We start from the raw sequence: 12,920 nt of genomic DNA on the forward strand, positions 1-12,920 counted from the left end.
CACTTGTCCGACATTCAATGAATGCGCAACAAACGTGCGACGGCAGCCCTTTTCGGCAGGCCGGGCGGGCACGTCCTGGAACGGACCGGCGAGGCCGCGGTCCGGACCCCGTACACGGGCCGCCGGCGCCCCGCCCCGAGCGGGACCCGGAACCGTGCTTCCGCCGGGCCCCGTACGGGGCCTACGTCGAGTCCCGCTTCACCAGCTCCGTCGGCAGGATCACCGCCGCCGGGTCCTCGCCGCCGATCTGCGCCAGCAGCACCCGCACCATCTCCGTGCTGATGCGGTCCCACGGCTGGCGGATCGTGGTGAGCCGCGGACTCGCGGCGACGGCCGCGGGGGAGTCGTCGAAGCCGCCGACCGCGACGTCCTCGGGCACCCGGCGCCCCGCCCGGTGCAGCGCGGTGAGCACGCCCTGCGCCATCAGGTCGGAGGCGACGAACACCGCGTCCACGTCCGGGGCCCGCGCCAGCAGCCGCTCGGCGCCGGCCTCACCGCTGGCCCGGCTGTAGTCGCCGGAGACGACGAGCCGTTCGTCGGCTTCGACGCCCGCCTCGGCGAGCACCTCCCGGTAACCGGCCAGGCGCTCCACACCACCGGGGGTGTCGAGCGGGCCGGTCACCACGCCGATCCGGCGCCGGCCCAGCGCCAGCAGGTGCCGCACCATGTCCCGGGCGCCGTCCCGGTCGTCGGCGGCCACGTAACTCACCTTCGAGCCCAGCCCGATCGGCTTGCCGCACGCGACCAGCGGCACCCCCGCCGCCCGCAGCTCCTCCGCCACCGGGTCACCGGAGTGGCTGGACACCAGCAGCACCCCGTCGACGTGCCCGGCGGTGATGTACCGCGTGATGCGCCGCCGCTCGTCGTCCGTGCCGGCCAGCATCAGCAGCAGCGGCACGTCGTGCGCGGCCAGCGCCTGTGTGCAACCACGCAGCAGGACGTTGAAGTTGGGGTCCTCGAAGAACCGCTCCTGGGGCTCCGTGAGCAGGAAGCCCACCGAGTCGGACCGGCCGGTGATCAGCGAGCGGGCGTGCCGGTTGACGACGTAGCCCGTCTTGCGGATGGCGGCGTCGACCGCCTGGGCCGCGGCGGGGCTGACGTAGTGGCCGCCGTTGAGCACCCGCGAGACGGTGCCGCGCGAGACACCGGCCTCGCGCGCCACGTCGTGGATCGTCGGCGGCTTGCGCCTGCCCCCCGTGTTGCTCATGGTCATGACTTTACGGCCCCGGAGAGCAGATCCAGGCTCCAGAACCGCTGGACGACCAGGAACAGGGCGACCAGCGGGAACACGGCGAGGAACGCGCCCGTGATCACCAGGGTGTACAGCGCCGGGCTGTTGGCGCCCTGTTCGAGCAGGGTGTGCAGGCCGAGGGTGATCGGGAACTTCTCGTCGTCGCTGAGCATGATGTACGGCAGCAGGAAGTTGTTCCAGACCGCCACGAACTGGAACAGGAAGACCGTCACCAGGCCGGGCAGCATCATCGGCAGCGCGACCCGGGTGAAGATCCGCCACTCGCCCGCGCCGTCCATCCGCCCGGCCTCCACCACGTCCGCCGGCACCGCGGCCGCGGCGTAGATCCGCGCGAGGTAGACGCCGTACGGGGAGAGGATCTGCGGCAGCAGCACCGACAGGTAGGAGTCCGTGAGGTCCACCTGCGCCAGCAGCAGGTACTGCGGGACGGCGAGGATCACCGGCGGCATCAGCACGCCCGCGAGCAGCACGTTGAACAGCGTCTCGCGGCCCCGGAAGCGGTAGACCGCCAGCGCGTAGCCGCTGACCGCCGACACGCACGTCGACAGCAGCGCGCCCGCTCCGGCGTACAGGGCGGAGTTGCCCATCCACTGCCAGTAGACGCCCTCGCGGTAGGCGCTCAGGTCGGAGAGGTTGTCGGCGAATCCGGTGCCCGGCCAGAACGTGAAGGTGGAGAACAGTTCCGAGCCGGACTTGGTGGACGCGATGACCACCCAGGCGACCGGCAGCAGGCAGTACAGCGCGCCGAGCAGCAGCGTCACGGTCGGGACCAGCGCGGTCCGGCGGGGACGCGCCGGGCCACGGGCGGTGCCGGCCGCGGGCTCGGCCCCGGACAGGGCGAGGGAGCTCATCGTGCGGCCTCCTGCTGGTCGCGTCGGTTCGTCGCCCGCAGGAACCCGAAGGACAGCACCAGGGTGGCGAGCGCGATGAGGGTCGCCTGGGCGGCGGCCGCGTGGATGTCGCCGTTGCCGAAGGCGTCCTGGTACACCTTCATCAGCGGACTCCAGGTGGTGGAAACGGAGTTGGTGAGCGGCTTGAGGACGGTCGGTTCGCTGAACACCTGGAGCGTCGCGATGATCGAGAAGAAGAAGGTCAGCACCAGCGAGGGCGCCACCATCGGGATCTTGATCCGCAGCGCGATCTGCAGCGGCGTGGCGCCGTCCAGCTTGGCCGCCTCGTACACCTCGGCGGGGACGGCCCGCAGCGCGGTGTAGATGACGATCATGTTGAAGCCGGTGCCGCCCCAGACCGCGATGTTCGACAGCGCCAGATACAGCGGCCCGCCGTCCAGCAGGTCCGGCTGCGGCAGACCGAACCGGTCGAGCGCGAAGTGGAACGGGCTCACGTCCGGCAGGTACAGGAAGCCCCACAGCAGGGCCGCCACCACACCGGGGACCGCGTACGGCAGGAAGATCGCGAGCCGGGTGAAGGGAGCGAGCCGCACCTTCTCGGAGTCGAGCATCAGCGCGAACAGCAGCGCGAGGCCCAGCATGACCGGCACCACGATGCAGCCGTAACCGAGCACGCGCAGCGCGCCGTCCAGCAGCTCGCTGTCGGACAGGGCGCCGGTGTAGTTGTCCAGGCCGGCCCAGACCTCCTCGCGGGCGCCGGCCCCCAGCCCGAGGCCGGACACCCGCACCTTGCGGAAGCTGAGCCAGACGGCGTACCCGATGGGCAGCGCGAAGAACAGGAGGAACAGGAGGGTCGCGGGGACGAGGAACGCGTACGGGGCCCCCTTGACCCCGTACGACGTCCGGCGGGCCGGGGACTTCACTCCGCGACTCCGAAGCCCTGCTTCTTCAGGTCGGCGACCGTGTCCTGCTGCATGGTGTCCAGGGCGGCGGTGAAGTCCGACTTGTTCTTCGCGGCGGCGCCGAAGGCGTCCTTGAACGTCGTGTAGGCGACGTTGACGTTCGGTCCCCAGGCGGACGGCGCGGTGGTCTTCGCGATCGCGGCGGCCTTCTCGTAGAAGTCGGGCTGGTTGGCGAAGTACTCGGGCGGGTCGGCGAAGGCGCCGCTGAGCTGGGCCGAGGTGGAGGCCGGGTAGATGCCGCTCTCCTTCGCCAGCGCGTTGAGCGCGTCGGCGTCGGTGTTCAGCCAGGTGGCGAACTTCGCGGCGGCCTCCTTGTTCTCCGAGTCGGTGGTGACACCGGTGGAGGACCCGCCCCAGCTGCCGGTGCTGCTCTCGCCGTCGTTCCACTGGGGGAGCGGGGCCATCGCCCACTTGCCCTTGGTGTCGGGCGCGGCCGTGGTCAGCGTGCCCGGTGCCCACACCGCGCTCACCCACGCGATCTGCTTGCCGGTGTTGAGCGCCTTGTTCCAGGCCGGGGTGTACATCGGCTGGTTGTCGACGGCGCCCTCCTTCACCAGGCCGCCCCAGAACTCGGCGACCCTCTTCGTCGCCGCGTCGTCGATGCCGACCTTCCACTTGTCGCCGGAGGTGGTCCACCACCGGGCGCCGGCCTGCTGGGCGAGGCCCGCGAACAGGCCGGAGTCGTTGGCGGAGAAGGTGGTCAGATCCTTGTCGGGGGCCTTCTTCTTCAGCTCGCGCGCGGTCTCGGCGAACTCCTCCCAGGTGGCCGGGACGGAGAGCCCGTACTCCTCGAACAGGTCCTCGCGGTAGTAGAACATCATCGGCCCGATGTCCTGCGGGACCGCGTAGACGGCGTCCGTGCCGAGTGTGGTCTGCTGCCAGACGCCCTCGGCGAACTCGCCCTTCGCGTCGCCCACGCTGTCCGCTATGTCGGCGAGCGCGTCATTGCTGACCAGCGTGGGCAGCGCCTGGTACTCCGCCTGCACCAGGTCGGGCGCCTTGCCGGCCTTGTGCGCCGTGAGGATCTTGGTGACCAGCGTGTCGCCGGACGCCTGCTTCTTCACCGTGACGGTGATCCGCTCCTTCTTGCCCGGCCCCTTGTTCCACAGGTCGACGACCTTGTCCATGCCGGGGGCCCAGGTCCAGTACGTCAGTGAGACCGGACCCGACCGCGCCCCGCCGTCGTCGGACGACGAGCCGCAGGCGGCGAGTGCGGTGGCGCCGAGCGCGACGGCGACGGCGGAACTCACGAGGCGACGGCGCTTCGTGTACGGCATGGAACTCTCCCCTGACCTGGGGCCTCCGCCTGATGCGAAGACCAGCCATGCTTCTGTGAGCGTTCACAGTAGAGAAACATCCCGGACACTTGTCAATGGTTGTTGCTGTGCGGTTATGTTGGCCCCGCACCGCCGAAAATGTGTGTGCACGTTCCCAAAAGATCGACACATCGGGAGAGAATCCATGCCGGAGACCACCCCCAGGGGCCTCACCGGGCTCGCCTTCGGTGGGGACTACAACCCCGAGCAGTGGCCGGAAAGCGTCTGGGACGAGGACGTCCGGCTGATGCGGGAGGCCGGCGTCACCATGGTGAGCGCCGGGATCTTCTCCTGGGCCCTGCTGGAACCCTCGCCCGGCGTGTACGACTTCGGCTGGCTCGACCGCAACCTCGACCTGCTCCACGCAGGCGGCATCCGCGTCGACCTCGGCACGCCCACCGTGGCGCCGCCCGCCTGGTTCTACCGCGCCCACCCCGACGCGCTGCCCGTCACCGAGGACGGCGTACGCCTGGAGTTCGGCTCCCGCGGCGCCATCTGCCACAGCAACGCCGACTACCGGGCCGCCGCCGCGAACATCACCACGAAGCTCGCCGAGCGCTACGGCGACCACCCCGCGCTCGCGATGTGGCACGTCCACAACGAGTACGGCGTCCCCGTCTCCGCCTGCTACTGCGACTCCTGCGCCGCCCACTTCCGCCGCTGGCTGGAGCGGGAGTACGGCACCGTCGACGCCGTCAACGAGGCCTGGGGGACCGCCTTCTGGGGGCAGCGCTACGCCGCCTTCGACGAGATCAACCCGCCGCGCCGGACCCCGACGGTCGGCAACCCGGCCCAGGCGCTGGACTACCGGCGGTTCGCCGACGCCACCATGCGCGAGAACTTCACCGCCGAGCGGGACATCCTGCACCGCCTCTCACCCGGCGTCCCGGTCACCACCAACTTCATGACCGCCCTCAGCCAGTGCGACTCCGTCGACTACTGGGCCTGGGGCCGCGAGGTGGACCTCGTCACCAACGACCACTACCTGATCACCGACGGCCGCCGCACCCACGTCAACCTCGCCATGGCCGCCGACCTCACCCGCTCCGTCGCCGGCGGCGCCCCCTGGCTGCTGCTCGAACACTCCACCTCGGGCGTCAACTGGCAGCCCCGCAACCCCGCCAAGGCCCCCGGCCAGATGGCCCGCAACTCCCTCGCCCACGTGGCCCGCGGCTCCGAGGGCGCGATGTTCTTCCAGTGGCGCCAGTCCCGGCGCGGAGCCGAGAAGTTCCACTCCGCGATGCTGCCGCACGGCGGCACGGAGACCCGCGTCTTCCGCGAGGTGACCGAACTCGGCGCGGCGATCGACTCGCTGGCCCCGATCCGGGGCACCCGCACCGAGGCCGACGCCGCCGTGCTGTGGGACTGGCAGTCCTGGTGGGCGCAGAACCTCGACTGGCGCCCCAGCGAGGACCACGACGCCCGCGAACGCGCCGACGCCTGGTACGAGGCCCTCTACGACCACCACCTCACCGTCGACTTCGCCCACCCCGAGGCCGACTTGTCGAGGTATCCCCTTGTCGTCGTACCGGCCCTGTACCTGATGACGGAGGCGGCCGGGAACAACCTCAGGGAGTACGTCGAGAACGGCGGCACCCTCGTGGTGTCGTACTTCTCCGGCATCGTCGACGAACACGACGCCGTGCACGAGGGCCCCTACCCGGGTGCCCTGCGCGACGTCCTCGGTCTGACCGTCGAGGAGTTCTCCCCCCTGCTCCAGGGCGAGCGGGTCCGCCTGACCGGCCCCGACGGCTCCGAGCTCGGCGCCGACGTGTGGACGGAGTTCGTGGTGCCGCGCGGCGCCGAGACGGTGTGGACGTACGCCGACGGCCTGACCGGGGGGCGCCCGGCCGTCACCCGGCACCGCCTCGGCGAGGGCACCGCCTGGTACGTCTCCACCCGGCTCGGCGCCGAGGGCCTCGCCGCCCTGCTCGGCAGGGTCGTCGAGGACACCTCGATCGCCCCGCGTGCCGACCTGCCCCGCGACGTCGAAGTGGTGCGCCGCGCCGGTGAGTCGGGCACCTTCCTGTTCGCGATCAACCACACCGCCACCGACGCCAAGGTGCCGCTGGACACCCCCGGCACCGAGCTGCTGACCGGTGAACGCGCCGCGGGCCGCCTCGCGGTCCCGGCAGGAGCCGTCCGGGTCGTACGACTCGACGGCTGAGCCGCGACTCCCCTCCGCCCGCGCGAGCGCACAGCCGCGGGCGGAGGGGGCCCCGCCCCCGCCCTCCGGGCGCGGGGCGTCCCCCTCCCCACGTCGAAGGGACGACGAACGCCCATGTTCCATCCCAGACGCACACTCCGCGCCCTGCTGCCGCCGCTCGTGGCCGGGCTGGCCCTCACCGCCCTGCCCGCACAGACCGCGACGGCCGCGAGCACCCTCACCAACGGCGGCTTCGAGACCGGCGGTTCCGGCACCGCCACCCCGGCCGGCTGGTCCGAGTACGGCGACACGGCCGCCTCGTACACGGAGTCCGGCGGCCGCGACGGCGGTCACCGCCTGTCCCACTGGTCGTCCTCCGCCTACGAGGTGGAGACGTACCAGCACCTGTCCGGCCTGGCGGGCGGCGACTACAGGCTCACCGCCTGGGTCCGCTCCGGCGGCGGCCAGAACGCCGCGTACCTCGCCCTGAAGAACTGCGGCGGCGCCGAGCAGCGCACCGACCTGCCGGTTTCCGACTCCGGATGGATACGGATCGTCGTGCCGGTCCGCGTGACCAACGGCCGGTGCACGATCAGCGTCACCAGCGACGCGAACGCCGGCAACTGGATCAACGTCGACGACCTGACCCTCACCCGGGGCACCTCGGGCCTGCCGGTCAAGGGCGCCGACATCTCCTCCCTGCCCAAGAGCGAGGCCAGGGGCGGGGTCTACCGGACCGCGTCCGGCACCGCCGGCGACCCGGTCGCGATCCTGAGGTCCGCCGGCATGAACTACGCCCGCCTGAAGGTCTGGGTGAACCCGGCCGACGGCTACAACGACAAGGCGCACGTCCTCGCCCTGGCCAAGCGGATCAAGGCGCAGGGCATGAAGCTGCTCGTCGACTTCCACTACTCGGACGCCTGGGCCGACCCGGGCAAGCAGAACAAGCCCGCCGCCTGGGCCGGACACGGCTATGAGCAGCTGAAGAAGGACGTCCACGACCACACGTACGACGTCCTCGACGCCCTCAAGAGGCAGGGCACCACCGCCGACATGGTCCAGGTCGGCAACGAGATCAACGGCGGCATGCTGTGGAACGAGGGCTCCACCGACAACTGGACCCAGCTCGCCGGACTGCTCAACTCCGGCTACGACGCGGTCAAGGCGGTCAACCCGTCCACGGTCGCCGCGCTGCACCTCGCCGAGGGCGGTGACCTCGACGGCACCCGCTGGTGGTTCGACAACGCGGTCTCCCACGGCGTGAGGTTCGACGCCATCGGCCTGTCGTACTACGGCTACTGGCACGGCACGCTGCACGACTTCCAGACGACCCTGGACGACACGGCCGGCCGCTGCGGCAAGCCCGTCTTCGTCGCCGAGACGGCCTACCCGTTCCGTCTGGACAGCGAGGACGGCCTCGAGAACATCATCGACCTCGACACCGAACTCGTCCCCGGCTACCCGGCGTCCACCACCGGGCAGACCCGCTGGATGAACGACGTGGCGAGCATCGTGGAGGCCGTCCCGAACGGCCGTGGCCTCGGCGTCTTCTACTGGGAGGCCACCTGGACCGCCCGTGCCGGCAACGGCTGGGACCCCGCCGACCCGTCCTCCGGCAACGGCTGGGAGAACCAGGCGCTGTTCGGCTACGACGACCGCGCGCTGCCCGCGACGGCCTGGTTCCGCCACCGCTGAGCCCGCCGGCCCCGCCCCGCGGACCGGGGCGGGGCCGAACGGCCTTTGGCCGCAGGGCCGTTGGGTCTTGGACAAGGTGCCGTCGGGCCGGGACACGAGGCCCCCGCTCACGGCAGAGTGGAAGGGCTCCGGAGCGCGAGGCCCGGCGCGGAGGTGTACGAGATGCTGAGGACCCCCGTCGACGGGACACGACTGCGCGTCCTGACGCTGCTGAGGGAACAGGACGCGGCGGCCGGCGGCCTGACCGCGGAGGCCGTCGCCGCACGGCTCGGTCTGCCCCGTCCGGCCGCCCTCACCCACCTGCGGCTGCTCACGGCCCTCGGCCTGCTGCGCACCGACGGCTCCGGCGTCCGCGCGCGCTACCGGCGCGACGAGGCGCGGATCGCCGAGGTGGCGCGGCTGTTCGAGAAGGGCTGGTAGCGCGCGGGGCCGTGGCGCGACCCGCCGTGTTCCGGGACGTTACGCTGATCCCGAGCGAGTGGGAGGCGTACGACGGTGACAGCCACGGAGACCGAGAGCCCTCGGGCCCGCCCCGCCTTCCGCGCCCAGGCCCCCGTCGTCACCGCCGTCGCGCTCGGCGGGGGAGCGGGGGCGGCGGCCCGGTACGCGGCCTCCCTGTGGTGGCCGGCACCGGCGCACGGGTTCCCCTGGGCGATCCTCTGGGTCAATGTCACCGGCTGCGCCGTCATCGGCGTGTTCATGGTGATCATCACCGAGGTCCGCACCGCCCACCCCCTGCTCCGCCCGTTCTTCGGCACCGGCGTCCTCGGCGGCTTCACCACCTTCTCCACGTACGCCGTCGACGTCCACAACCTGCTCGACGGCGGCAAGGCGGGTACCGGACTCGTCTACCTCGCGGTGACCCCGCTCGCGGCGCTCGCCGCCGTGTGGACGGCCGCCACGGCGACCCGCCGCGTCCTGATCGGGAGGCAGCCATGACCCGGCTGACCGGCACCGTCCTCCGCCTGACCGTGTACGTCGGCGAGAACGACACGTGGCACCACCGGCCCCTCTGCTCGGAGATCGTCCACCGGGCCCGTGCGGCCGGGCTCGCGGGGGCCAGCGTCTTCCGCGGCGTCGAGGGCTTCGGCACCTCCTCCGTCGTCCACACCTCCCGGCTGCTGTCCCTGAGCGAGGACCTGCCGGTGGCGGTCGTCGTGGTCGACACCGAGGAGCGCGTACGGGCCTTCCTGCCGGAACTCGACACGCTCGTCACCGACGGACTGGTCCTCCTCGACCGCTGCGAGGCCGTCGGGCACATGCGCCGCGACGACGGGACCGGTGCCACGGACCGGACGGGCGGGGCGCCGCGGTGAACTGGCTGTACGTGGTGCTGGGCGCCATGGCCGGCGCCCCGCTGCGCTATCTCACCGACCGCGCGGTGCAGTCCCGGCACGACTCGGTGTTCCCCTGGGGGACCTTCACGGTCAACGTGGCCGGCAGCCTGGTCCTGGGCCTGCTCACCGGCGCGGTGGCCGCGGGCGCGGCCGGCTCCCGCCTCCAGCTGCTCCTCGGCACGGGCCTGTGCGGCGCCCTGACCACCTACTCCACCTTCTCCTACGAGACCCTCCGCCTGGCCGAGACCGGCGCCCGCGGCTACGCCGCCGTGAACGTGGCGGCGAGCGTGACGGCCGGCCTGGGCGCGGCCTTCGCGGGCGCGGCCCTGGCCGAGGCGGTGTGGGGTTAGGCCTTGTCGCGCAGCGGCTCCCCGACCTGCCTGAGGTGACGCAGGGCCTGACGGTGCGAGGCGAGCAGACCCGTCCGGCAGTACGGGACGCCCAGCTCGGCGCAGTACCGCTCGGTGATGACCTGGGCCCGGCCGAGGGCCGGCGTCGGCATGCTGGGGAACAGGTGATGCTCGATCTGGTAGTTCAGCCCGCCCATGAACACGTCGATGAGCACCCCGCCGTCGACGTTGCGGGAGGTGAGGACCTGGCGGCGCAGGAAGTCCAGCTCGGTGCCCTCCTCGATCATCGGCATGCCCTTGTGGTTGGGGGCGAACACGGAACCCAGGTAGATCCCGAACAGTCCCTGGTGGACGGCGATGAACGCGAGCGCTTTGCCGGGGGAGAGCATCAGGAACAGACCGCCGAAGTACACGGCGAAATGGGCGACGAGCAGCGTTCCCTCCAGCGCCGGCCGTTTCATCGACGGGCTGCGCAGCGCCTTGAGACTGCTGAAACTCAGATTGAGGCCCTCCAGGGTCAGCAGTGGGAAGAAAAGCGCCGCCTGGTGCTTTCCGATGAATCGCGCCGGCCCCTTCGCCTGTTTCGCCTGACGCCGCGACCACACGATGATGTCGGGAGCGACATCCGGGTCCTTCTTCTCGTGATTGGGGTTCGCGTGGTGGCGCGTGTGCTTGTTCATCCACCAGCCGTAACTCATGCCCAGCAGCACATTGGCCACCAGCAGCCCGCCGGTCTCACTGGGGCGCCGGCGGGAGAACACCTGGCGGTGGGCCAGATCGTGCGCCGCCAGTCCGAGCTGCCCGAACACCACGGCCAGAGCGGCGGCGACGATCAGCTGACTCCAGCTGTCACCCAGGACGAGGAAAGCGGCGACACCGCCCGCGAGCGCCGTTCCCACGGCCCCGAAACGCACCGTGTAATAGAGGGGGCGGCGTCGCAGCAGACCCGCTTCGGCTATGCGCCGTGACAATTCGGAGAAGTCGCTTCCCTTTTCGCGTGCGGGCGCGGGCGGGACAGTGGTGAGTACCGTCGGATTGGCCATGTTCTTGAGTATGTGAACGATTTCCGCGGGGCGGAATGATGTTGGCCCCCGGAGGGGAGTGGCGGGGACCCCCGGCGGGGGGTATGGCTGGCCCCACCCTCCCGCACGGACCCTCCGCTTGACAGCGCCCGCGCCGCCCCCGCACCATCGCCCCGTGAACCTGTCAGACAGCCAGACAGGTGGTGCGGGTCCGCGGCGCGTCAGCGCGATGGAAGCGGTCCTCTCCCACCTCCGCGACGCCATCGAGCGCGGCGAGTACGCGATCGGCGACAAGCTGCCCTCCGAGGCGGAGCTGTGCCGCGCCCTCGAGGTCTCCCGGCCCGTGCTGCGCGAGGCGCTGCGGGCCCTGCAGACCATGGGCCTGACCGTGTCCAGGACCGGCAAGGGCACCTTCGTCGTCGCCGACGCCGTCGAGGACCCCACCTTCGGCGACTACGCGGCCGGCGACCTGCTCGAGGTGCGCCGGCACATCGAGATCCCGGTCGCCGGGTACGCCGCCGAGCGCCGCACCCCGGAGAACCTGGACCGGCTGACCCGTCTGCTGGACCGGATGGAGCGCGAGACCGACACCGCGGCGTGGGTCGCGATGGACACCCTCTTCCACCTCGCCGTGGCCGAGGCCGCCCAGAACCCGGTCTTCCGCCGGGTCATCGAGGAGATCCGGGACGCGCTGGCCCGCCAGTCCGCCTTCCTCAACGAACTCGGCGGACGCCGTGAGCAGTCCGACCGCGAGCACCGGGCGATCGTCGAGGCACTGGCCGACGGCTCCGCGCACGACGCCGTCGAGGCCATGACCCACCACCTCGACCGCGTCGAGACCACCCTCACCGACATCGTGCGCTCCGTGCGCACGCCGGCCCACGACTCCCCCCAGGCAGTGTGATGTACAGCACCATCCCCGTGGACACCCCCCTGATCCGCGAGCCCCTCCACGCCCCCGTCGCCCACCTGATACGCGGCGGGGTCGTCGAAGGCGTCCACTACGGCTCCGTCGTCGTCCTCGGCCCCGACGGCGAGGCCGACTTCCAGCTCGGCGACATCGAGGCCGCCTGCTATCCGCGCTCCGCGCTCAAGCCCGTCCAGGCGGTGGCGATGGTCCGCGCGGGGCTCCCGCTCGACGGCGAACTGCTGTCGCTCGCCGCCGCCAGCCACTCCGGCGAGGAACGCCACCTCGCCGGCACCCGGCGCATCCTCGAACTCGCCGGACTGACGGAGGACGACCTCCGCAACGTCCCCGACCTGCCGTTCGACCCGGTCGTCCGGGACACCTGGGTGCGCGAGGGCCGCCCGCCGTCCCGGCTCGCCCAGAACTGCTCCGGCAAGCACGCCGCCATGCTGTACACGGCCCGGCTGAACGGCTGGTCCCTCGACGACTACCTCGACCCCGCCCACCCCCTCCAGCAGGCGATCGCCGAGATCGTCGAGGACCTCACCGGGCAGCGCGTCGCCACGGTCACCGTCGACGGCTGCGGCGCGCCGTTGTTCGCGGTCTCCCTGCGGGGTCTCGCCCGCGCCGCCGCGCGGATCACCACCGCCGCGTCCGGCACTCCGGAGGCGCGCGTCGCCGACGCGATGCGGGAGCACGCGGAGATGGCCTCCGGGTCGGGCCGGGACGTGGCCGCGTTGATGCGGGCGGTGCCGGGGCTGCTCGCGAAGGACGGATTCGAGGGTGTTCAGGTGGCCGCGTTGCCCGACGGGCGGGCGGTCGCCGTGAAGATCGCGGACGGGGCGGGGCGGGCGCGGGTGCCGGTCGCCGCGGCGGCGCTGGTGCGGGCGGGGGTGGATGCCTCCCTGCTCAAGGAGTTCGGGGGTGAGGTGTTGCTCGGGGGCGGGCGGCCGGTCGGGGAAGTGCGGGTCGTTCGTGCGCTGGAGTCCGTGACCTCACCGGCCTGGGTGTAGTTGTCCGCGCAGTTCCCCGCGCCCCTTCGGGGTGGTCGCGGATTCCTGTTGACCGCGGGCCGGTGGGGG

At 71.8% G+C, this 12,920-nt stretch carries 13 protein-coding genes; 8 read left to right on the plus strand and 5 right to left on the minus strand.

The window, feature by feature from the left end:
- Positions 1-181 precede the first annotated feature (181 nt).
- Genes ACF1DX_RS31660 through ACF1DX_RS31675 form a run of 4 tightly spaced genes read right to left on the minus strand, consistent with a single transcriptional unit; the run spans position 182 to position 4,342 of the window.
- Positions 182-1,213: a LacI family DNA-binding transcriptional regulator gene (locus ACF1DX_RS31660; RefSeq protein ID WP_391794580.1), complete on the minus strand. Its 1,032-nt coding sequence runs from the start codon at positions 1,211-1,213 to the stop codon at positions 182-184.
- Positions 1,210-2,103: a carbohydrate ABC transporter permease gene (locus ACF1DX_RS31665; RefSeq protein ID WP_391794581.1), complete on the minus strand. Its 894-nt coding sequence runs from the start codon at positions 2,101-2,103 to the stop codon at positions 1,210-1,212. The genes ACF1DX_RS31660 and ACF1DX_RS31665 overlap by 4 nt, the downstream gene beginning before the upstream one ends.
- The gene (locus tag ACF1DX_RS31670; RefSeq protein WP_391794582.1) at positions 2,100-3,026 is read right to left on the minus strand and encodes a carbohydrate ABC transporter permease; all 927 of its coding nucleotides are present in this window, start codon (positions 3,024-3,026) and stop codon (positions 2,100-2,102) included. The genes ACF1DX_RS31665 and ACF1DX_RS31670 overlap by 4 nt, the downstream gene beginning before the upstream one ends.
- On the minus strand, positions 3,023-4,342 hold the full coding sequence (locus ACF1DX_RS31675) for an ABC transporter substrate-binding protein (protein WP_391794583.1): 1,320 nt from the start codon (positions 4,340-4,342) through the stop codon (positions 3,023-3,025). Before ACF1DX_RS31675 ends, ACF1DX_RS31670 begins: the two co-directional genes overlap by 4 nt.
- Before the next feature lie 184 nt (positions 4,343-4,526).
- Between ACF1DX_RS31675 and ACF1DX_RS31680 the strand changes: the two genes are divergently transcribed.
- The 6 genes from ACF1DX_RS31680 to crcB (ACF1DX_RS31705) all read left to right on the plus strand — a co-directional run bounded on the left by ACF1DX_RS31680 (position 4,527) and on the right by crcB (ACF1DX_RS31705) (position 9,909).
- The gene (locus ACF1DX_RS31680; RefSeq protein ID WP_391794584.1) at positions 4,527-6,548 is read left to right on the plus strand and encodes a beta-galactosidase; all 2,022 of its coding nucleotides are present in this window, start codon (positions 4,527-4,529) and stop codon (positions 6,546-6,548) included.
- A 114-nt stretch (positions 6,549-6,662) separates the two neighbouring features.
- The gene (locus ACF1DX_RS31685; protein ID WP_391794585.1) at positions 6,663-8,222 is read left to right on the plus strand and encodes an arabinogalactan endo-beta-1,4-galactanase; all 1,560 of its coding nucleotides are present in this window, start codon (positions 6,663-6,665) and stop codon (positions 8,220-8,222) included.
- Positions 8,223-8,384: 162 nt separating this feature from the next.
- Positions 8,385-8,642, plus strand: a complete 258-nt coding sequence (locus ACF1DX_RS31690) for a helix-turn-helix domain-containing protein (RefSeq protein ID WP_391794586.1) — start codon at positions 8,385-8,387, stop codon at positions 8,640-8,642.
- A 75-nt stretch (positions 8,643-8,717) separates the two neighbouring features.
- On the plus strand, positions 8,718-9,161 hold the full coding sequence (gene crcB, locus ACF1DX_RS31695; RefSeq protein WP_391794587.1) for a fluoride efflux transporter CrcB: 444 nt from the start codon (positions 8,718-8,720) through the stop codon (positions 9,159-9,161).
- On the plus strand, positions 9,158-9,538 hold the full coding sequence (locus tag ACF1DX_RS31700; RefSeq protein WP_391794588.1) for a DUF190 domain-containing protein: 381 nt from the start codon (positions 9,158-9,160) through the stop codon (positions 9,536-9,538). The genes crcB (ACF1DX_RS31695) and ACF1DX_RS31700 overlap by 4 nt, the downstream gene beginning before the upstream one ends.
- The gene (gene crcB / locus ACF1DX_RS31705) at positions 9,535-9,909 is read left to right on the plus strand and encodes a fluoride efflux transporter CrcB (RefSeq protein WP_391794589.1); all 375 of its coding nucleotides are present in this window, start codon (positions 9,535-9,537) and stop codon (positions 9,907-9,909) included. The genes ACF1DX_RS31700 and crcB (ACF1DX_RS31705) overlap by 4 nt, the downstream gene beginning before the upstream one ends.
- On the opposite strand, the gene ACF1DX_RS31710 is transcribed toward crcB (ACF1DX_RS31705), so the two are convergent.
- Positions 9,906-10,952, minus strand: coding sequence for a fatty acid desaturase family protein (locus ACF1DX_RS31710; protein WP_391794590.1), 1,047 nt, complete (start codon positions 10,950-10,952; stop codon positions 9,906-9,908). The two genes, crcB (ACF1DX_RS31705) and ACF1DX_RS31710, sit on opposite strands and share 4 nt — an antisense overlap.
- A 154-nt stretch (positions 10,953-11,106) precedes the next feature.
- On the opposite strand from ACF1DX_RS31710, the gene ACF1DX_RS31715 reads away from it, so the two are divergent.
- A complete protein-coding gene (locus tag ACF1DX_RS31715) occupies positions 11,107-11,835 on the plus strand; it encodes a FadR/GntR family transcriptional regulator (protein WP_391794591.1) in 729 nt (242 codons plus the stop codon).
- On the plus strand, positions 11,835-12,851 hold the full coding sequence (locus ACF1DX_RS31720) for an asparaginase (protein WP_391794592.1): 1,017 nt from the start codon (positions 11,835-11,837) through the stop codon (positions 12,849-12,851). The genes ACF1DX_RS31715 and ACF1DX_RS31720 overlap by 1 nt, the downstream gene beginning before the upstream one ends.
- Positions 12,852-12,920: the final 69 nt, after the last annotated feature.

This window comes from Streptomyces sp. NPDC014676 (genome assembly GCF_043084105.1).
Classification (GTDB): domain Bacteria; phylum Actinomycetota; class Actinomycetes; order Streptomycetales; family Streptomycetaceae; genus Streptomyces.

What these genes read in the sequence shown, in the direction of transcription:
- ACF1DX_RS31700 (WP_391794588.1), top strand. Translation starts at nt 9,158, where the DNA reads ATGACCCGGCTGACCGGCACCGTCCTCCGCCTGACCGTGTACGTCGGC.
- ACF1DX_RS31665 (WP_391794581.1), bottom strand. Translation starts at nt 2,103, where the DNA reads ATGAGCTCCCTCGCCCTGTCCGGGGCCGAGCCCGCGGCCGGCACCGCC.
- ACF1DX_RS31680 (WP_391794584.1), top strand. Translation starts at nt 4,527, where the DNA reads ATGCCGGAGACCACCCCCAGGGGCCTCACCGGGCTCGCCTTCGGTGGG.
- ACF1DX_RS31660 (WP_391794580.1), bottom strand. Translation starts at nt 1,213, where the DNA reads ATGACCATGAGCAACACGGGGGGCAGGCGCAAGCCGCCGACGATCCAC.
- ACF1DX_RS31685 (WP_391794585.1), top strand. Translation starts at nt 6,663, where the DNA reads ATGTTCCATCCCAGACGCACACTCCGCGCCCTGCTGCCGCCGCTCGTG.
- ACF1DX_RS31720 (WP_391794592.1), top strand. Translation starts at nt 11,835, where the DNA reads ATGTACAGCACCATCCCCGTGGACACCCCCCTGATCCGCGAGCCCCTC.
- ACF1DX_RS31675 (WP_391794583.1), bottom strand. Translation starts at nt 4,342, where the DNA reads ATGCCGTACACGAAGCGCCGTCGCCTCGTGAGTTCCGCCGTCGCCGTC.
- ACF1DX_RS31710 (WP_391794590.1), bottom strand. Translation starts at nt 10,952, where the DNA reads ATGGCCAATCCGACGGTACTCACCACTGTCCCGCCCGCGCCCGCACGC.
- ACF1DX_RS31690 (WP_391794586.1), top strand. Translation starts at nt 8,385, where the DNA reads ATGCTGAGGACCCCCGTCGACGGGACACGACTGCGCGTCCTGACGCTG.